Annotated in this window: 16 protein-coding genes and 1 pseudogene; 6 read left to right on the top strand and 11 right to left on the bottom strand. The window is 71.5% G+C overall.

What is annotated here, in order from left to right; all coding sequences use genetic code 11:
• Window positions 1–64: 64 nt before the first annotated feature.
• Window positions 65–532 (bottom strand): MarR family winged helix-turn-helix transcriptional regulator, encoded by a 468-nt coding sequence (locus N8J89_RS20090; RefSeq protein ID WP_283665912.1) that lies wholly within the window; start codon window positions 530–532, stop codon window positions 65–67.
• Window positions 533–606: 74 nt separating this feature from the next.
• Here N8J89_RS20090 and N8J89_RS20085 point away from each other — a divergent pair, with 74 nt between their 5' ends.
• A complete protein-coding gene (locus tag N8J89_RS20085) occupies window positions 607–1,776 on the top strand; it encodes a PP2C family protein-serine/threonine phosphatase (RefSeq protein ID WP_283665911.1) in 1,170 nt (389 codons plus the stop codon).
• Between the two features lie 8 nt (window positions 1,777–1,784).
• Here N8J89_RS20085 and ligD (N8J89_RS20080) read toward each other — a convergent pair whose 3' ends face one another.
• Both ligD (N8J89_RS20080) and ligD (N8J89_RS20075) read right to left on the bottom strand, forming a co-directional pair.
• Complete coding sequence (gene ligD / locus N8J89_RS20080; RefSeq protein WP_283665910.1) at window positions 1,785–2,696, bottom strand: non-homologous end-joining DNA ligase; 912 nt, start codon at window positions 2,694–2,696, stop codon at window positions 1,785–1,787.
• Window positions 2,689–3,723 (bottom strand): non-homologous end-joining DNA ligase, encoded by a 1,035-nt coding sequence (gene ligD / locus N8J89_RS20075; protein ID WP_283665909.1) that lies wholly within the window; start codon window positions 3,721–3,723, stop codon window positions 2,689–2,691. The genes ligD (N8J89_RS20080) and ligD (N8J89_RS20075) overlap by 8 nt, the downstream gene beginning before the upstream one ends.
• Before the next feature lie 363 nt (window positions 3,724–4,086).
• Here ligD (N8J89_RS20075) and N8J89_RS20070 point away from each other — a divergent pair, with 363 nt between their 5' ends.
• Window positions 4,087–5,118 carry an SPL family radical SAM protein gene (locus N8J89_RS20070; protein WP_283665908.1) on the top strand — a complete coding sequence of 344 codons (1,032 nt, stop codon included), beginning with the start codon at window positions 4,087–4,089 and terminating at the stop codon, window positions 5,116–5,118.
• On the opposite strand, the gene N8J89_RS20065 is transcribed toward N8J89_RS20070, so the two are convergent.
• From N8J89_RS20065 to N8J89_RS20050, 4 genes are read right to left on the bottom strand one after another with little or no spacing between them, the layout of a single operon-like run.
• The gene (locus N8J89_RS20065) at window positions 5,034–6,266 is read right to left on the bottom strand and encodes a serine hydrolase domain-containing protein (protein ID WP_283665907.1); all 1,233 of its coding nucleotides are present in this window, start codon (window positions 6,264–6,266) and stop codon (window positions 5,034–5,036) included. The two genes, N8J89_RS20070 and N8J89_RS20065, sit on opposite strands and share 85 nt — an antisense overlap.
• Before the next feature lie 36 nt (window positions 6,267–6,302).
• Window positions 6,303–6,629 (bottom strand): DUF1048 domain-containing protein, encoded by a 327-nt coding sequence (locus N8J89_RS20060; protein WP_283665906.1) that lies wholly within the window; start codon window positions 6,627–6,629, stop codon window positions 6,303–6,305.
• Window position 6,630: 1 nt separating this feature from the next.
• Window positions 6,631–6,987: a DUF1048 domain-containing protein gene (locus N8J89_RS20055; protein WP_283665905.1), complete on the bottom strand. Its 357-nt coding sequence runs from the start codon at window positions 6,985–6,987 to the stop codon at window positions 6,631–6,633.
• Complete coding sequence (locus tag N8J89_RS20050; RefSeq protein ID WP_283665904.1) at window positions 6,984–7,310, bottom strand: PadR family transcriptional regulator; 327 nt, start codon at window positions 7,308–7,310, stop codon at window positions 6,984–6,986. Before N8J89_RS20050 ends, N8J89_RS20055 begins: the two co-directional genes overlap by 4 nt.
• A 166-nt stretch (window positions 7,311–7,476) precedes the next feature.
• Here N8J89_RS20050 and N8J89_RS20045 point away from each other — a divergent pair, with 166 nt between their 5' ends.
• Entirely contained in the window at window positions 7,477–8,289 is an 813-nt protein-coding gene (locus tag N8J89_RS20045; RefSeq protein WP_283665903.1) for an SDR family NAD(P)-dependent oxidoreductase, read from the top strand.
• A gap of 77 nt (window positions 8,290–8,366) precedes the next feature.
• Here the strand turns inward: N8J89_RS20045 and N8J89_RS20040 are convergent, their stop codons facing one another.
• The gene (locus tag N8J89_RS20040; RefSeq protein WP_283665902.1) at window positions 8,367–11,078 is read right to left on the bottom strand and encodes a VWD domain-containing protein; all 2,712 of its coding nucleotides are present in this window, start codon (window positions 11,076–11,078) and stop codon (window positions 8,367–8,369) included.
• 324 nt (window positions 11,079–11,402) lie between these two features.
• On the opposite strand from N8J89_RS20040, the gene N8J89_RS20035 reads away from it, so the two are divergent.
• A complete protein-coding gene (locus tag N8J89_RS20035) occupies window positions 11,403–11,918 on the top strand; it encodes a hypothetical protein (protein WP_283665901.1) in 516 nt (171 codons plus the stop codon).
• A 1-nt stretch (window position 11,919) separates the two neighbouring features.
• On the opposite strand, the gene N8J89_RS20030 is transcribed toward N8J89_RS20035, so the two are convergent.
• Entirely contained in the window at window positions 11,920–13,482 is a 1,563-nt protein-coding gene (locus N8J89_RS20030) for a PucR family transcriptional regulator (RefSeq protein ID WP_283665900.1), read from the bottom strand.
• 123 nt (window positions 13,483–13,605) lie between these two features.
• On the opposite strand from N8J89_RS20030, the gene N8J89_RS20025 reads away from it, so the two are divergent.
• Window positions 13,606–14,718, top strand: a complete 1,113-nt coding sequence (locus N8J89_RS20025; protein ID WP_283665899.1) for a serine hydrolase domain-containing protein — start codon at window positions 13,606–13,608, stop codon at window positions 14,716–14,718.
• 715 nt (window positions 14,719–15,433) lie between these two features.
• Window positions 15,434–16,552, top strand: a complete 1,119-nt coding sequence (locus N8J89_RS20015) for an SdiA-regulated/phytase-like domain-containing protein (RefSeq protein ID WP_283665898.1) — start codon at window positions 15,434–15,436, stop codon at window positions 16,550–16,552.
• Here the strand turns inward: N8J89_RS20015 and N8J89_RS20010 are convergent.
• Both N8J89_RS20010 and N8J89_RS20005 read right to left on the bottom strand, forming a co-directional pair.
• A pseudogene (locus N8J89_RS20010) lies at window positions 16,517–17,167 on the bottom strand (hypothetical protein); the annotation flags it as partial. The gene N8J89_RS20015 and the pseudogene N8J89_RS20010 sit on opposite strands and share 36 nt — an antisense overlap.
• Window positions 17,164–18,333, bottom strand: a complete 1,170-nt coding sequence (locus N8J89_RS20005) for an MFS transporter (protein WP_283666204.1) — start codon at window positions 18,331–18,333, stop codon at window positions 17,164–17,166. The gene N8J89_RS20005 and the pseudogene N8J89_RS20010, both read right to left, overlap by 4 nt.
• Window positions 18,334–18,388: the final 55 nt, after the last annotated feature.

Genomic DNA, 18,388 nt, shown 5'->3' with positions numbered 1-18,388 from the left:
TGACAAATGTTAGCTGACCTGACGAGAGGGAGACAAACGCACCCGGCGAGCACACGGGCAGCGGTTATGCGGTTTCGGTTCCCCGCTCCAGGGGGGTGGTAAACCTGGTTCCGGCGACTTTGTCGGCGGCCGCGAGGAACTGGGAGAGCCCGGTGTGCAGGGACCGCCTGGCGGAGGCGGGCATCGCGTCGAGCACCTCGGCCAGCTGCGCTCGCCGTTGAGCCCGAAGTTCGCCCAGGTAGGCGAGCCCGGTCTCGGTGATGCGCAGCTCCACCTCGCGCCTGCTCACCGAGCTCGGTGTCCGCGCGACGAACCCGACCGCCTGCAGCCGGTCGCACAACCGGCTGATCGAGGGCGGGGTGGAGCCCAGCGCCTCGCCCAGTTCGCGGAGGTTCAGGCAGCCGGCGCGTTCCAGCACGTACAGCGCCCGCAGCTGGGACACCGACAACGGTGCCAGCGACGGGCCGCCGCCGCGCTCCCAGAGCACCTCCAGCAGCTCCGTCACCTCGGTCAGAGCATCGGACGGGGTCATGGCTCCACTGTCTCATCTTCTGTGATTTGCTGTCCTCCCGCCGCTACGCGGCCAGAATGAGGAACGGGGCCACGGTGGTCGACTACCCTGCGGTGGAACGGCTGCTGCGTGCCGCGGCGCCGCACGAGCTGCTCGATATCCTGCACAAGGCCCTCGCCACCTCGGCGGGTGCGACCGGGGTGCAGCTGCTGATGGCCGACTACGGCCTCATGCGGTTGCAGCCGGTGTCCGTGCTGCCCTACACCAACACCCCGGTGCCGGTGCACAACACCGCCCCCGGCCGGGCCTTCGGCGCGCAGGAACCGCACCTGGAGCGGCACGAGGACGGCACCATCTCGGTCTACCTGCCGGTGAGCGTGCGTGGCGACCGGCTCGGCGTGCTCTGCGTCGCGCTGCCGGAACCGCCGGATGCGGAGCTGGTGGCCACGTTGGCCGAGCTGGCCGGGGTGCTGGCGCACGAGATCACCGTTGCCGAACGCGACACCGACCTGTACGTGCAGGCCCGCCGGGCCGAGCGGCTGACCCTGGCCGCGGAGATGCAGTGGCAGCTGCTGCCGGGCCGGGCCTGCGCGCGGCCGGAGTTCTCCCTCGGCGCGCAGCTGGAACCGGCCTACGCCGTGCACGGCGACAACTTCGACTGGTCCGCCTCCGCCGACCACCTCACCCTGACCGTGTCCAACGGCATGGGCGAGGGCATCGACGCCGCGCTGCTGACCAACCTGGCCATCAACGCCCTGCGCAACGCCCGCCGCGCCGGCATTCCCCTCGCCGACCAGGCGATGCTGGCCGACCAGGCGATCTTCGGCCAGTACCACGGCGCCAAGCACGTGGCCGCCCTGCTGGTCCGGCTGAACCTGGCCGACGGCCGGGCCGAGGTGGTCGACGCGGGCTCGCCGCGGCTGTGGCGGATGCGGGGCGGCGAGGTGCGACCGGTGGAGTTCGAGGCTCAACTGCCGCTGGGCATGTTCGACGGCACCCCGTACGTCAGCCAGCACTTCGAGCTGCAAACCGGTGACCGCCTGGTGTTCGTCACCGACGGCGTCTACGACGTGGCTTCCCAGCAGGGCGAGCGCTACGGCGAACGCGCGCTGGCCAAGGCCATCACCGCCACCCGGCTGCTGCCGGCCACCCACGTGCCGCGCTCGCTGCTGCAGGAGCTGGTCGGCTACCGCAACCCGACCCAGATCACCGTGGCCGAGGACGACGCGATGGTGGTGTGCCTGGACTGGCACGGCCGCGACTGAACACCGCCTCAGCGCGCTGGGAGGGCCGCGCGTGTGGCGGCGAGGTCGGCGAACAGGTCACCCGCCTCGGCAACCCGGTCCAGGACCTCGTCGGCGGTGAAGACCAGGTCTTCGGCATGGCGGCAGCCCTGGACCTCCGCCCAGGTGACCGGTGTGGACACCGTCGGGCGCGCCCGCCCGCGCAGGGAGTAGGGAGCGACGGTGGTCTTGGCCGGGTTGTTCTGGCTCCAGTCAATGAGCACCCGCCCGCCGCGCAGGGCTTTGGCCATCTTCGCGGTGACCAGCTGCGGCGTTTCCTGGGCCAGTTGTTCGGCCAATGCCTTGGCGTAGGCCGAAGTCCGCTCCGGCGTCCGGGTGCGCACACCGCAGTACAACTGCAAGCCCTTGGAGCCGGAGGTCTTGGCCACCGGTGTCAGGCCGTCGGCGAGCAGGATCTCGCGCAGCCGCTCGGCGATCCGGCAGCACTCCACGATCGAGGTGCCCGGTCCCGGGTCTAGGTCGAAGACCAGCCGGTCCGGCGCGCCACGGGTTCCGTCCCGGCGGAGTGTCCATTGTGGAACGTGCAGTTCGAGGGCGGCCAGGTTGGCCGCCCACACCAGCGCGGGCAGGTCCGTCAGCAGCGGGTAGTGGATGATCTCGCCGTTGCCCCGGGAACCGCTGGAGGGCAGGGCCGCGGTGGGCAGCCAGTCCGGGGCGTGCCGGGAGACGTCCTTCTCGAAGAAGCTCGGCCCGGTGCCGCCCTCGGGGAAGCGGATGAAGGTCACCGGACGCCCGGCCAGGTGCGGCAGCAGCACCGGGGCGATCCGCGTGTAGTAGTCGATCACCCGCGCCTTGCTGAACCCCGGATACAGCTGCTTGTCCAAATTGGACAGTCGCAGCCGCCTGGCGCCGACCTGCACGGTGACCCGCTGCTCAGCCACGGACTTCTCCCTCCGGCCGCAGCCCTTGGGGCAGCAGGACCTCCTCAGGCCGCCGCTCCGGCCGCAGACCACGCCAGGCGGTGTGCCGCAACCGCCCCTCCCCCGGGGTGAACTGCCGGTAGACGACCTCCCCGACCAGCTCAGGCCGCACCCAGTGCGCCCGGCGGGACCGGTCGCGGGGCACCTCGGTGAAAGGACTCTTCGGCTGGGTGAGCGGCCGGAGCCGACGGTGCAGATCATCCAGGGCGATGTCGGTGAAGCCGGTGCCCACGTTCCCGATGTAGACCAGGTTCCCGGCCGGATCGTGCGCGCCGAGCAGCAGCGCGCCGAGCGTGCCCTCGCGGCGGCCCTGCCCGGCCTGCCAGCCACCGATGACGACCTCCAGGGTCTGGATCAGAGGATGTTTCAGCCAGGCCCTGCTGCGCACGCCGGGGACGTAGCGGGAGTCGACGGCCTTGGCCACCAACCCTTCCAGGTGCGAGGCCGCGGCGACGCCCAGCAGCTCCGCCGGGGTCATGCCGCGCTCGGCGAGATCGGCGCGGAGGTAGTACGGGGTGATCGAGAGACGGGAGCCCTCGGGCGGTGCCAGTTCGCCCAGCAGCTCCCGCCGCCGGACATAGGGCTCGTCCAACAGCCGGGTGCCGCCGAGGTGGAGCAGGTCGAAGGCGAAGTAGCGGACATCGATGCCGCGCAGCCGCCCGGTGCGCCGGTTCTGCAACAGGGAGAAGTCCGGATGTCCGCGCTGGTTGAGGGCGACGATCTCGCCGTCGAGCACCGCCGGCCGGCCGCCGAGCACCGGGCCAAGGGCTGTGGTCAGCTCGGGGAACTCGGCGGTGAAGTCCTTGCCGTTGCGGCTGGTCAACGCGGTCTCGCCGTCCCCGGCCACCCGCATGACCGCGCGGTACCCGTCCCACTTGAACTCGTAGGCGAACCGCGGCTCATCGACCAGCCGGCCGCCGTCGGGACTGGCGAGCATGGGCTCGATCGCCTCGGGCAGGCCACCGCGGCCCCGGCGTGCTGACGCCATGTCGACCTCCGTCCACGGCGGGGACCGGCAGGACGGATCACTCCTGTCGATGCTAGGCCAAACGAGTGATTCACGCTCGGCGTCGGCAGTCGGGGTTGGTTCGGGGGATGAAAACTCCGCGACTAGTCCGCTGCCACTGACCGAGCTCAGACCTTTTCCTGACGGCGGCCAGTGGGCTGCTCCTGCCCGCCAGCGCTCAAACTCACCACGCAGCTCAACAGAATCATCACCAATGCGGCCGACTGGCACGAGAACCGACGCGGAACGTCTTCCGCAAAATGCGGAATCGTGCTCGGTGGCACCTGATCCGCGCGGATCTGCCGGTAACGTCCGCCACGCGACCGCGCTTGTGAGGAGGACCTGATGCAGCCCGTCGAGATCGACGCGAAAACACTGATCCAGCGGCCACCAGCCCCCTCCAACGGCTACGTCATCAACCCCTACACCGGCTGCGCGCTCGGCTGCGCCTACTGCTACGCCAGTTTCGCGGGCCGGGCGGTCGGCCAGCCGGTGCGGGAATGGGGGAACTACCTCTACGTCAAGAAGAACGCGGTCGAACTCGCGCGCCAGGAACTGGCCGATATGTCCGACCGCCAACGTCACCGCCCCCTCCTGCTCAGCTCCACCACCGACCCCTACCAGGGTCATGAGGTGCGGTACCAGCTCACCCGCGGCATCCTGAGCGAGCTGAACGCGATCCGCTACCCCGGCCTGGTGCGCATCCTGACCAAGTCGCCCGTCGTCGTGCGGGACATCGACCTGCTCTCCAGCCTGCCGCGGGCCGAGGTCGGCATGACGGTCACCACCTCCGGCGACAAGGTCAGTCGCTGGCTCGAAGCCCGCGCACCGCTGGCCGCCCACCGCCTGCGCTGCCTCACCAAACTGCACGACGCGGGCATCCCGACCTTCGCTGCTGTCGGGCCGCTGCTGCCGCACTTCGCCACCGACCCGTACCCGCTGGACGAGCTGTTCGGCCAGCTCGTCGAAGCGGGTGTCACCGAGGTGTTCGTGGAGCACATCAACCTCAAGCGGTACGTCCTCGAGCGGCTGGACCCGCCATCGTGGTGGCACTACTGGCGAAGCACGGTCTGCGGCTGCGCGACGACGAGGTCGAGCGGGACCGGACGCTGCGCTGAACCGGACCGGTGGGCCAACGACGCGCGGTGCACCGTCAGGTCAGCGCCGCACCGATCTCGGGCAACGCGCCCGCCAGCTCCGCGCACTGCCGCAGCGCGAGCGCCCCGGCGATCACAAGTCCGCGAACCGCGAGCGAAGTTCCGAAAACCTCGGAGAGCCGGGAGTTCTCGCCCTCAGCCCAGGCAGGCCCGGACCGCGTTGACCAGGTTCGTCGCCCGCGGGTCGTCCGGCCGGAAGTTCCAGAGGTTGGTGACGTAGCCGAAACCCACACCGGCGTCGGGGTCGCCCAAGCCCACCGAGCCGCCGGCACCCGGGTGACCGAAGGACCCCGGCCCGAGCATCGGGGCCACCGGGCTGGCCCGGAAGAACCCGAGCGACATGTAGAAGGAGCGGTCAGCCGGGATGTTCAGTCCCGCCGGCAGTCCGTGCATCGGCGTCTTGTCGGTCTGCACGACCGTCGCCTGCCGGACCGTCGCCGGGTTCAGCAGCCGCACCCCGTCCACGCGGCTCACCGTGGCCGCGTACATCCGGGCCAGCGACCGCGCGTCCGCGATTCCGTTGGCAGCAGGAAACTCCGCCGCGCGCCAGGCCCGGGTGGCCGGGTAGTCGGAGGTGTTGTCCAGCGCGCCGCCGAGCTCGCCCGCGCGGGCCTGGACCGAGCCCGGCGCCCACAGGGCGGTGACCCACGCGGTGACCGTGTCCGGGTCGAGCCCGGTCAACTTGATCAGCGCGTCGATGAACTCCGGCATGGTGAACGGAGCGGCGTTCTCGATCCGCGCCACCCGGTGCTCTTCCTTCTCCGGCAACCCGATCCAGGCGCTCAGCCCGAGCGGGCGCACCACCTCCTCGGCGAAGAACTGGCCCAGTGACTTGCCGGTGATGCGGCGCACGACCTCGCCGACCAGGAACCCGTAGGTGACGCTGTGGTAGACGTGCTCGGTGCCCGGCCGCCACAACGGCTGCTGCGCCTCCAGCGCCCGGATGACCGGGTGCCAGGCGCACGCCTGCTGGAAGGTCAGCGGCCCGTCGACGATCGGCAGCCCGGCCTGGTGCGACAGCAACCAGCGCACCAGGATCCCTTCCTTGCCGTTGGCCCCGAACTCCGGCCAGTACTTGGCCACCGGGGCGTCCAGGTCCAGCTGACCCCGTTGCACCAGCAGGTGGGCGCAGATCGCGGTCATGCCCTTCGTCGTGGAGGCGACCTGGATGACGGTGTCCTTGCGCCACAACCGGTTCGCCTTCCGATCGGCGAAGCCGCCCCACAGGTTGACCACCGGGCGGCCGCCCACGTACACGCTGCACGCCGCGCCGATCTCACCGGGTTTTCCGTCGAAGTTCGCGCGGAAGGCGTCCGCGACCTTTCCCCAGCCATGCTCGACCTCGGTCAACCCGTCTGCTGTGTCCACAATGGAATCCTTTCCGGAGAGCTGGTTCGACGGGTGCTACTTCTTGGCCGTGCCGGGCTTTCCGCTCACGGACTCCTGGTAGAGGTCCGCGTAGGTGGGCGTGTCGTTGATCAGGCCGTCGCAGAAGGCGGCGACGTCGGTGCCGATGAGCTCCAGGACGCCCTTGCCCGCCGCGACGCCCTCCTCGAAGAAGTCGACGATCCCCGGCAGCAGCGGCCCGTCGTGCAGGTCGACCGGCCCGACCTTGAACAGGTACCGCTGCATCTCCTTGTAGACGATCTGGTAGTCCGGCGGGAGTGCCTTGACCCGCGCCAGGTGTGCCCGCCACTGCTTCTTGCCCTCGATGATGTCCTGAATGCCCACGTCAGCCTCCCAGCCGGTTCAGTTTCCGCGCCACGTTCCGGTTCAGTTGCTCGCGCCAGCGGTCGCGATAGCCTCGGCGCCGTTCCCCGCCGGCCAGCGCGGCGCAGAAGCCCTCGATGTCCTCACCCAGCACCTCCTGCACGCTCTGCCCGTCGGCCGCGGTCTCCTCGAGCAGCCCCAGCGCACCGTCGACGATCGGCGTCAGGTTGCGGCCGGTGAAGTCCGAGTAGAGGGAAAGGTGCCCCTTGATCTCTTCCCACGCCGCCCGGTAGTCCGCGGGCAGTGCCCCGGCCCTGGCCTCGAACGCCTTCCACTCCCTGGTGAGATCGCTGCCGGTGATGGTTTCCCAGAAGTTCATGCCCCGCCCTCCTTGAGCTTGTCGATCCGCGATGTGATGTATTCCCATTTCGCCCAGAACGTCGTGAGCTCCGCGCGCCCGGCGTCGTTGAGCGCGTAGAACTTGCGCGGCGGGCCCTGCCCGGACGGTCGTTTCGTCACCTCGACGAGCCCGTTCTTCTCCAGCCGCAACAGGATGGTGTACACCGTCCCCTCGACCACGTCGGCGAAACCGAGCTCGTTCAGCCGACGCGTGATGGCATACCCGTAGGTCTCCTCGCTGCCGATGATCTCCAGCACACAGCCCTCGAGCGTGCCCTTCAGCATCTCCGTCAGGTCGTCCATCGTGGGTCCTCATTCGATCCGCCCAGTACTCAGTGGCACTGGGTACTACTACAACGTAGCACAGAGTACTGGCGACTTGGCAAGCCCCGGTGCACCGCAATTCCCCACCGGCACACCGCAATCCGGCGCATGGGGTCGAGCCCGGCACCGGCTCTACCGTCCACTCATGACCGATGTGTTCCTGGCGAGGCTGGCCGGACGTACCGCCGCCGTCACCGGCTCGAGCTCCGGCAACGGCCGCGCCATCGCCCTTGCCCTGGCCGCGGCGGGCGCCAGCGTCGTCTGCTCCGACCTCCAGAAGTCCACAAAGGACGGTGGCTACGAGGCCAACGCGGACCGGGACACCGATGACGTGATCCGGGCCAACGGCGGCACGGCCGAGTACCTCGACGCCGACGCGAGCAATGCCAGGGACGTGCAAGCCGTCGTCGACCGCGCGGTCCAGGCGTTCGGACGGCTGGACATCATGGTGAACAACGCGGGCATCCTGAACGCCCCGCACACCATCGTCGAGGAGACCGAAGCCGAGTTCGACCGCACCATGCTGATCAACTGCAAGAGCGTGTGGCTGGGCTGCAAGTCCGCGATCACCCAGATGCGCAGGCAGGACGTCGTCGACGGCGCCCGCGGCCGGATCGTCAACATCGCCTCCACCGGCGGCCTGGTCGGCCTGCCACAGGCGCCCGCCTACTGCACCGCCAAGGGCGCGGTGGTGAACCTGACCCGCCAGCTCGCCGTCGACTTCTCCGCCGAGCGCATCAACATCAACGCCGTCTGCCCCGGATTCCTGCACACCGCGATGCTCCGCCCACTCATCGACGACCCAGAACTGAACCAGCTCCTGCGCGAGAAGACCCCGTGGCCGGAGCTCGGCCACGCCGAGGACGTCGCCAACGCGACCCTGTTCCTGGCCTCCGGCAACGCATCCTGGGCCAGCGGCAGCATCCTGACCATCGACGGCGGCTACACCGCGGCCTGATCAGGATTCCGGTCGCGGTTTCGCCCCAACGAAATCTGGGGTCAGGGGGCTGAGGAACGCCTCGGGGCCGGACGGTCTCAGCTCTCGCCGGTCAGCCGGAACGAGTACGTCCCGGTCCGCCCCTCGCTCGACCACACGGCCAGCACGTACCGCTTCCCCGGTTCCAGCCGCCCCATCCCCACCCCGTAGCACACCCCGTGCGGCGTGTGCGCCGTCAAAGCCGCGCTCTCCTCGGCCAGGGCCATGGTGAACTCACAGCCAGAGCCGTCGGCGGGGACCAGCTGCATCTCCGCGGTGGCCTGGAAGCCGTACAGGTCGACCCGGCCCGGCACGTCCAGGGTGCCGCGCACGGTGTCGCCGAGGCCGGCCGGGATGCGGCGTTCCTTGGCGGTGTTGAGGCGGAAGGCGAAGTTGCCGGTCGCCCCGTCGTCCCCGGTCACCGTCAAGGTGTACTTGCCGCCCTTGACCACCCGGTACTGGTACACGCTGGTGATGGTGAAGCCGGGTGAGTCCGGGTCGTACGGGCCTTCCAGGTTGACATCCAGTTTGCCGCGGTCGTGCAGGTCACCGCGCACGTCGTGCAGCCGGAACACCGTGGCATCACCCAGTTCCAGGCGGTAGGTGCGCACCGTGCCCGGCTTGTCCACCCGGCCGGAGACGGTGGCGCCGTCCCGCAGCACGCCCTGCTCGCCGGGCCTCGGCTGTGGTCCACGGGTCATCGTCTCGGTCATCGCCGCCGCGCTGCGGGCGAAGGCGGTCTGGCCGGTGAGGGCCAGGTCCAGCGTGCAGCCGTCCAGCGCCTGGCCGGACACCCCCAGGGCGGCGCAGCGGCGTTGCGCGGCGTCCCGCCGGGGCGCGGGCAGGTCGGCGACGCTGATCTCCTTGTCCGGGAAGGACCGGTCGGTGTAGTCGGCGGTGCCGCGCCCGGCCGGATGGTCCAGCAGCGGGTCGTTCGCCGCCACCCGCCAGCGGTCTGCGAACTCGCCGTAGAGCTGCTCCCGGGACGGCTTCTCCGGCAGCGGCTTCCCGTCCTTTGTGGACAGATCGTTGCCCGGGTCGCCGTTGAGGTCGCCGAGCAGGCCGCTGAGCTTGCCTGCCAGCTCCGGACGGGGGAACAGCAGGACGTGCAGGCCCCAGCGACCGATCGGGTCGATGTCGGCCTCGGAGCCGTCGGGGAAGGTCACGGTGTGCCCCTCCTCGGTGGCCACGATCCGGCCCCCGCCGGGCAGCCGCTCGTCGTTGGGGTGGATCTGCTTGCCGTTGAGCAGGATCCGCTGTGCGCCCGAGTCGGCGGCCAGGTCGAAGACCACCCGGTCCGCGCCGACGCGCAGGGCTGCCTGCTGGTTGACCGAGACGGTGCGGCTGCCGGCCAGCGGGGCCTGCCGGACCTGCACCTCCCATTGCGGGGCCCGCGCGAGCACGAACTCCCCGACCGCCTGGAAGTCGTACTCCCTGCGGTCGAAGGTGGTCAGGTGCGGGTCGCCGACGCTGCCCCCCGGCACCAGGTTGCCGCGGCTGGGCCCGCCCCTGGCCGGTTTGCCGTCCTTGCCCTTGTCGCAGTCGGCCTTGATCTTCGCCGCGTCCAGCTCCTTGCCGGGCGGCAGTGGGCGGGGGCCGTAGCTGTTGCGCGGCGGCAGGCCCTGGCTGGCGCGGAACTCGTTCTCCGCCCGGACCGCCCGGACGTCCCTGATGGGCACCCGTTTGCCGGACTTGCCGGGTTTGGCCGCGGCGCACTCCCCCTCGGCGAGCTGGTTGTTCCCGCCGTCGAAGGCGTGGGTCAGCTCGTGGTAGAGCGCCGAGCACGGGTCGTAGTCCACGGTGGGATCCCCGTGCATCGGTTTGTGGTTGTCGTGGTCCCAGTAGATGGTGGCCCAGTCCGGGGTGGTGTGCGCCTTGACGTTCAGCTCGCCCTTGGCCGGTTTGATCCACACCTTGAAGGGACCGTCCAGGAAAGGCATGATCTTCGCCGGGTCGAGCGGCCCGCGCGGCGGCCCCTTGGGGTCGTTGCCGCGGAAGAGCGACAGGCAGCCCTCGGCCGTGGCCCGGAACCCGGCGTCGCCGCCGTCGACGACCTGGATGGCCGCCCGCGCCACCCGCAGCGGCGCGAACTGCCCGGCCACCGCCGCCAGCAGCACCAGCACCGCCACCCCGGTGCGACTGCGCCGCCGCAGCACCAGGACCACCAGCAGCGCCAGCACCAGCACGCCACCCGCGATCCCCGCGATCACCAGCCAGGACAACCCGTTGCCGCCTGACCCGACCTCCAGCGCCGCGGTGACCGGGGCGCTCGCGCCTGCGCACACCGGGCCTTCGCCGACCTCCGTTCCGGCTGGCATGCGGTAGGCGGCGGTCACCAGGTAGCGGCCGGGCTGCTCCAGTGCCCAGTGCGAGCCGAGGCCGCCAGCGGGAACCGGGCTGACCGCGTCCAGCGCGGCCTCCGCGGTCAGCGGGAAGGACAGGCTCTGCCCGGCCGCCACCTGCCGGGCCGCAGCGGCGAACATCGCGTCGAACCCGGCGTGGTAGGCGGTCTGGATGAACTCCGGCTCGACCGGCTGCCCGTCCCGGGTCACCGACAGCACCTCGACCGTGCCCGCCGCGGTCGCGGCCAGCGTGCACGGCCGGTCACCCCGGTTGGTGACGGTCATGGTCAGCCCGGCTGACCCGCGAGCGTCTTCCCCTTGCTGGATCGACACCTCGATCGGCGTCGCCGCCGCCGCGGAAGTGGGCGCGGCCAGGCTGAACCCGGCCAGCAGCACTCCGAGCAGAGCGGCGCGCATCGTCCTCCCCATGATCGGCACCCTAGGGTCGTACCGGCCACGGTGAACGGCGTTGCCCCCGAGAACGCCCGTGCGGGCAGCCAGGCGCCTGGAGCCGGCGTGGCGATGATCTCTCCGGTGCGGTCGCGGATCGCACCGACGATCAGGGTGCGGCCCGCGTGTGATTCGGCGACGGCCACGCTGATCCGCTCGCCGCGCACTGCCGTGGCGACTTGGCGCAGGGGAGCTTCCGCCGCGGCGCGCAGGGCCGGGTCGGGTGACCGTGGTCAACAGCGCGATCCGTGGGCTGGCGTCCCGTCGCGACGGCCACCGGGGGGCACGGGCAGGATGGTGGGCATGGAATCGCAGCGGACAGCGGAGCGCGTGCGCGCCTGCCTGGCGGAGTTGACGCCCACCTTCGGTCCACCGGTGGTGCTCACCCCGCTGACCGTGGTGCCCTCCACCGAGGTGGTCAGCAGCGGACATGGCCTGCGGCGCAAGGTGGGCATGGCGTTCACGGTCGGGCTCGGCTTCGTGGAAAGCCTGTTCGGCGGCGCCAGTGACATAGCCGATGAGAGTCGCCACACGCCGCCGGCCGGGTTCATCCACACCGACGCGGGCCGGTTCGTCGGCTTCGACGAGGAGATCGACCAGCTGGACCGGTGGGTGGTCAGCGACGGTGTCGCGGTGGCGGTGGTGGAAGAGGACGGCGAGGACTTCACCGTGTGCTGGCGCAGCGAGGCCGGTTCCGGGCCCGGGGCCGAGGACGTCGGCGGCGATGTGCCTTACCTGCGGCTCACCTTCGCCGATGGCTCCCAGGTGGGGTTGCGGATGACGGCGGAGGAGCGCGCGACGGTGCTGGGCGCGCTCTGAGTCACCAGCCGGGCTGGTCGCCGAGCCGCAACCGCAACCACAGCACCAGCCGCTGGTCCGGGTCGGCGAGGTCGAGCCCGAAGATCTGCTCGGCGCGGGAAAGCCGGTACCGCACCGTGTTCGGGTGCACGGACAGCCGGTGGGCGGCGGTGGAGACATCGCTGTTGGCGTCCAGGTAGGCGAGGATGGTGGCCGCGTAGGTCGTGCCGTGGTCCAGGTCGTGGGCGCGGATCGGCGGTCCGAGCCGGTGGCGCAGCAGTTCGTGCCCGGCCAGGGTCTGGGCGAGTGCGGACAGCGCCGCGGTGGCCCAGACCTCCTCGAGCGTGGCCACCTGGCAGGGTTCCGGCTCGCCGGGCCGGTCGGCGAGTGCGCGCAGGACCAGGTCCGCGTCGGCGCGTGAGCTCGCGACCGAGCCCAGCTCCGGCGCGAGCGAGCCGAGCGCGGCCAGGATGGGCACCCGCAACGCGCTGTGGGCTCGCCTGGCGATGTCGGCGAGGAGCTCGCGGTGCGCGTCCGGCAGCAGCACGTAGACCGTGCCGTCGATCAGCGCGCAGCTGTGCCAGCCGTAGTGCGCCTCGCAGTGCAGGCTCACCAGGTCGGCCAGGCGGGTGGCCACGTGTGCCGAGTCGACGGCGAACGCGGCCACCGCGACGGGCCGGTTCGGGTCGAGGCCGAGCTGCGGGGCCACCTCGGTGACGCTGTCCGGGTCGGCGAGCAGCCGCCGCAGCAGACCGGCCCGCCGATGCCGGGCGGCGTCGACCGCGGTGCGGGCGGCGAGCAGGTGCAGCGAGACGATGTCGGCCACCTCGGCAAGGGCCTGTTCGGCAGCGGCGTCCAGGCAGCCCTCGGCATCGACCACCCAGACCGATCCCAGTTGTTCGCCGCCCGCGCGCACCGCGACCCCGAGCCGCGGCAGACCGCCGGGCACGGCCGGGAACCGGCGGATGCGCCCGACCTGGGCCAGCGCCCGGTACTGCTCGTCGTAGTCCGGGCCCGCCGGCACCTGGCGGCCGAGGATGCCCTGACGGCGGCCCTCGTCGATGGCCTGGCCGGGCACGGTCGAGTACGCCAGGATGCGCCGCTGCGGATCCTCGATCACGGTGGCGCCGCCCACCATCGCCGCGATCGCGTTGGCCAGGGCGAACAGGTCACCGCCGCCGGGGGCGAAACCGGCCTGCCCGGGACGCGCCGTGGCGGCCAGGGCCGAGGACAGCATGGCGTCGAGGTGGTGCCAGGCCACGGTCTCGTCGGCGGCGAGCAGCACCACACCGCAGCGCCGCGCGGCTGCCACCAGTTCGGCGACCGGCTCGCCGAAGCTCTTCACCACCAGGCAGGCGAGCCCGGCGCCGGCAGCCGAACCCACGAGCTCCCGCGCCTCTGCCGTGCCGACACCGACGGCGAGCAGGATCGCGTCCCGGACCGGCGGCAGCGGGGCGCGCGGCTCGAAGATCAGCACGCCGGAGACCGGCACCGGCCGCTCGGGCAGCGCGGTCAGCGGCCGCAGCAGCGACGGGCCCAGCGCGTCCAGGACCTGGCTGAGCTCGGGTAGGGCGGTGTCGAGCATCCTCACCTCTTTGGCCAGACGCACAAAGCCTGCGCGGAATCTCTGGCTGCGCACCGTATGCGCCCGAGCGCCACAGCCACAACGCTGACCACAACCGCCGCCCTGCCCGGAAAGGGGATGCCGTTGCGAGGCAAGTCGAAGGCCGCCGTGGTCCTGGCGATCACCACCTCACTCGTGCTGCTGCCCGCCGTCTCGACCGCGACACCGCGGTGCGACACCAAGCCCATCCGGACGGCGCTGGACGCGCTGCGGCAGGTCGGTGCGACCGGGATCGCGCTGACCGTGCGGAGTCCGCGCTGCGGCCTCGCGCGGCGCGGCGTCGGCCTCGCCGACCGCAGGACGGGCCGTGAAGTCCTCGGTGATGAGCACAGCCGGATCGGCAGCAACACCAAGGCATGGACGGCCACGGTCGTGCTCCAGCTCGTCGGCGAAGGCAGGCTCAAGCTGGCGGACACCGTCGAGGACCACCTGCCGGGCCTCATCCGCACCAAGCGCTACGACGGGCGCAAGATCACCATCCGGCAGCTCCTGCAGCACACCAGCGGCCTGCCCGAGTACCTGGACGCGCCGTTCTGGCGGGACGAGGAGAAGCGCCGCTGGGACCACATCGAGCCGCTGCGCACGGTCAGGCAGGCGCTCACCCTGCCCCCGCCCCGCCGGAACCCGTCCGGTTTCGCCTACGCCAACACCAACTACAACCTGGCCGGACTCATCGTCACGAAGGTCACCGGCCGCGGCATCGGCACCGAGATCAACCGGCGGATCATCAAGCGGCTCGGCCTGCGCGAGACCTACTGGCCCGGCGACCGGACCACGCTCCCCAAGCCGGACCTGCGCGGCTACGTGCGGCGGTCCGGGACCTTGGTGGACCGGACGGAGTGGAACACCTCCGAGGCCGACGCCTCCGGCGCGCTGATCTCCACCGGCGCGGACGCGACCACGTTCTGGACCGCGCTGCTGACCGGAGAACTGCTGGCCCCGGCGCAGCTGGCCGAGCTGAAGCGGACCGTGCCGGACGAGCTGTCCGACGGCTACGGCCTGGGCGTCGAGCGCTACCGCCCCGCCCCTGGCCTGCTCGCCTGGGGCCACAGCGGCAGCATGCCCAGCGGCCACAAGTTCCGCAACGCCATCACCGATGACGGCCGACGGGCGGTGACCCTGCTGATCGGCACGGAGAGCTTCGACTCGGCCAAGGTGGACTCGATCATCGGCACCCTCATCCGCGACCTCCGCTGACCGGAACTGGTTAGAGCTTCTCACTTTCCTGATTGACACTCACCGCAGGTCCGCTATAGCTTCTAACTATCGCTAGTGGACCTAACCAGGCTGGCAGGATCAGCCGGTGAACGGAGAAACCGATCATGGTCGCGACTCGCTCGGCCACCCTGCTCGCCGTCCCACTGGCCGCCGCCCTCCTCGCCGGCACCGCCCAGGCCGCCACCACCGCCGGCCCGGCTTCCCTGACCTGCCAAGGCAAAGGCGTCGACCGGTCCGCCGCGGCCCGCTACCGCACCGAGGTCCTCATCCAGGCCCCGCTGCACACCATCTGGAACCTGCAGACCGACGTGGAGAACTGGCCCTCCTGGCAGAAACCCGCCGCCCCCATGACCATCAAGCGCCTGGACCCGGGGCCGCTGCGCAAGCGCTCGCGGTTCCAGGCGACCATCCAGGTGCCCCCGCCCGGCGGAACGGTAGAAGGTCCGCGGCGGCGTCCTGGTCCGCACCGAGGAGAGCCACACCGGCCCGCAGGCCCACCCCGGCTCCGACATGGGCCTGGAAGCCTGGCTCCGCGACCTCAAGACCGCGGCCGAAGCCCAGGGCTGCGAGACGGGTCCCGGGTTTTCCACCGTGGACCAGGCGGCCGGCGGAAGCTAGAGTGCCTTTAGTTAACTGTCTTTCCTAACTGGTTCTCGTAGCTTGCCGTGGCCCCCTGCGCCAAGGAGAGTTCGCCATGCGTGCCCCAGTCAGCTCCCTGCTCGCCGCCCTGTCCGTGCTCGCCGTGGCCCTGCCCGCCGCGCCCGCGCTGGCCGCACCGCCGATCGCCAAGTGGCCGGGCAGCGCGGAGATCAGCACCGTCGACGCCTCGAACGTCTTCGGCTCGAACCTCAGCGGCCTGGCCTTCCAGGGCCCCAACGTGTTGTGGGCAGTGCGAAACGGCCCCGGCACGCTCTACCGCCTGGTGCCGGACGGGTCCAGGTGGCGGCCCGATCCCAGTGGTGGCTGGGCGTTGCGCTACCGCGACGGCCGTGGCGATCCCGATGCCGAGGGCGTGGTGGCCACGCCGGACGGGGTGTTCGCGGCCACCGAGCGCGACGGCGACAACAGCGGGGTCAGCTCGGCGAAGGTCCTGCGCTTCGACCCTGCCGCCGCCGCCCGCACGCTCAACGCGACCGCCGAATGGGACCTCACCGCGGACCTGCCGAAGGTCTCCGCCAACAGCGGGCCCGAGGCCATCACCTGGGTCCCGGACACCGCGCTCACCGCCGCCGGCTTCCTCGACGAGCGCACCAAGGCGGCCTACAACCCCGCCGCCTACCCCGGCCACGGCAGCGGCCTGTACTTCGTCGGGCTTGAGGACAACGGCACCATCTACGCCTACGCGCTGGACCAGGCAGGCGGCAAGTACACCAGGGTCGCCACCATCCCGAGTGGTCTGCCGAAGATCATGGGCCTGGAGTTCGAGACCGCTACCGGGCGGCTGTGGGCGGTCTGCGACAACACCTGCCAGGGCCGTGCCAGCACGCTGACCGTGACCGGCGGCCGGTTCACCGCCACCACCCTGTACGAGCGCCCGGCCCGGATGTCCAACCTGAACAACGAGGGTTTCGCGATCGCGCCGCCGGAGAGCTGTGCCGCGGGCCGGAAACCGGTGCTGTGGGCCGATGACGGCAACACCGGCGGGCACGCCCTGCGCGGCGGCACCCTGCCCTGTGCCGCGCTACCGGGCGTCGGCGGTGCGGACGGTGAGGATCCGGACCATGCGGTCGCCGGTGTGCGGGTCCCGGCCGTGCCAGCAGCGGTAGTTGTCGATGGCCAGGACCTCCCCCGCCGCCGGCCGGAACCGCGGTAGGCCGGGCTGGATCTCCCGCACGGCCTCGGTGAAGACGCCGAGCATGTCGTTGATGTGCTCGGCGTCCGGGTCGCGGTGCAGCGGCAGCGCGCCGTCGGTGCGGCGGACGATCCGGCGGCCGGTGCGGGTGTGCTCGACGTGCCGGGCCACCAGCGGCATCGCGGGCACGCCGCGGATGTCGCCCCACTGGCCGTAGAGGTCGACGTCGGCGGTGGTGAGGAACTCGCGGAGCTCGGGGGTGGCGTGCTCGTCGACGAAGCGGTAGGCGTCGGCGACGAAGGAGTCACCGCCGCTGGGGGCGGGCTGGACGCATTGCACGAACACGAAGTCCTCGTCGGGATCCCTTCTGCGGATGGGGGTTCCGGCGATGTCGACCACGATGCTGAAGCTGTCGGCGTGCAGGTCCACCGGACCGCCGTCCTGGCTGGCCCGCTCCCGCAACGGGAACAACTGCCGCAGCCGGGGACCGAGCAGGCTGGCCGCGCCGACGATCAGGCCGTCCGCGGTGGCGGGCAGGCCGGTGAGCAGGACCGCGCCGTCGGCGGCCAGTGCGGCGCGGGCCTCGGACACCGCGTCGAAGTGGTGGCGCTGGGGCAGCACGCCAAGGGCGGTCATCGGGCGAACCTCCTGGAGCTGGGCACCAGGGCCGCCAGGCCCGGCGCGGCGAAGCAGACGACGGCGCACCCGGCGAGCACGGCGGTCAGGCCTAAGGCGTTGATGGCCGGTGCGATCAGGGCCAGGCCCACCGGGGCCAGGCCGTAGGAGAACAGGAAGTCCACAGAGGACACTCGGGCTAGCAGGCGCGGGTCGACCTCGCGCTGGGTTGCGGTGAACCAGGGCACGTTGAACAGCTCGATGCCGATCCCGGTCACCACGTAGGCGACGATGACCACCGCGGGGTGCACCTCGGCGATCAGGCTCAACGGGGCCAGGCCGTAACAACCCAGCCCGGCCAGCGCGGCCCAGCCCTGGGACCGCGGCCGCCAGCGCGCGATGATCAGCGCGCCGACCAGGGCGCCAGCGGTGTAGGCGGTGAGCGCGGCGGCCAGCACCACCTCCGAGCCGTACCGGTCCCGGCTGACCAGCGGCAGGGCCACGCCGGTGGCGGAGTAGCCGGTGGCGATCACGGCGGTCAGCGCGCCCAGTCCGGCCACGAACCAGGGATGCCTGCGCGCTTCCCGCAGGCCCTCGGCGAACTCGGCGGCCAGGGACGCGCGGCCGGTCGGCGCGTGATCCGCGGTGCCGGACGGCGGGAGCAGGGCGGCGAGCAGCCACAGCGCGGCGGTGCCCCACAGCAGGGCGGGGATGTCCAGCACGGTGGCCAGCAGCGCGGTCAGGCCCGGTCCGAGCAGGGTGCTCACCCGCACGGCCAGGGTCATCGCCGCGTTGGCCTGCTGGCGGCGGCCGGGGTCCACCACCTCCGCGGTCAGGGCTTGGAACGCCGGTCGGCACGCGCCCTGGCCCGCGCCGACCAGGGCGGCGGCGACCGCGGTCAGCGTGAGCGACTCGCCGAGGCCCCAGGCGATCACCGGGGTGGCCGCGGCGGCGAGCAGGCCCGACCACAGCACCACACCGCGCCGGGAGTGCCGGTCGGCGAGCACCCCGCCCAGCGGCACCGCGACCAGGAAGCCCGCGGTCCGCGCGGCCAGCACGATGCCGAGGGAGACCGCGCTCAGGCTCCGGTCGAGCACGGCCAGGCCGAGGATGAAGGGCAGCGCCCAGGTGGCCAGGCCGGAGGCGGTGGTTCCCGTCCAGAGCCGTAGGAAGGTCCGGTCCCGCAGGACGGTGGCGGTGGACAGGGTGCCGCTCCTCAGACTATTGAAAACCGTTGTCGGT

Origin of the sequence: Crossiella sp. CA-258035 (genome assembly GCF_030064675.1) — a bacterium.
In the GTDB taxonomy this organism is placed as follows: domain Bacteria; phylum Actinomycetota; class Actinomycetes; order Mycobacteriales; family Pseudonocardiaceae; genus Crossiella.
The sequence above is the reverse complement of the archived record's forward strand: the minus strand, read 5'-3'. Positions and strand labels throughout refer to the sequence as shown.

Bases quoted from the DNA above. Each gene is read 5' to 3' on its own strand.
- N8J89_RS20090 (WP_283665912.1), bottom strand. From the start codon at position 532: ATGACCCCGTCCGATGCTCTGACCGAGGTGACGGAGCTGCTGGAGGTG.
- ligD (WP_283665909.1), bottom strand. From the start codon at position 3,723: ATGGCGTCAGCACGCCGGGGCCGCGGTGGCCTGCCCGAGGCGATCGAG.
- N8J89_RS20070 (WP_283665908.1), top strand. From the start codon at position 4,087: ATGCAGCCCGTCGAGATCGACGCGAAAACACTGATCCAGCGGCCACCA.
- N8J89_RS20055 (WP_283665905.1), bottom strand. From the start codon at position 6,987: ATGAACTTCTGGGAAACCATCACCGGCAGCGATCTCACCAGGGAGTGG.
- N8J89_RS20050 (WP_283665904.1), bottom strand. From the start codon at position 7,310: ATGGACGACCTGACGGAGATGCTGAAGGGCACGCTCGAGGGCTGTGTG.
- N8J89_RS20045 (WP_283665903.1), top strand. From the start codon at position 7,477: ATGACCGATGTGTTCCTGGCGAGGCTGGCCGGACGTACCGCCGCCGTC.
- N8J89_RS20040 (WP_283665902.1), bottom strand. From the start codon at position 11,078: ATGGGGAGGACGATGCGCGCCGCTCTGCTCGGAGTGCTGCTGGCCGGG.
- N8J89_RS20035 (WP_283665901.1), top strand. From the start codon at position 11,403: ATGGAATCGCAGCGGACAGCGGAGCGCGTGCGCGCCTGCCTGGCGGAG.
- N8J89_RS20030 (WP_283665900.1), bottom strand. From the start codon at position 13,482: ATGCTCGACACCGCCCTACCCGAGCTCAGCCAGGTCCTGGACGCGCTG.
- N8J89_RS20015 (WP_283665898.1), top strand. From the start codon at position 15,434: ATGCGTGCCCCAGTCAGCTCCCTGCTCGCCGCCCTGTCCGTGCTCGCC.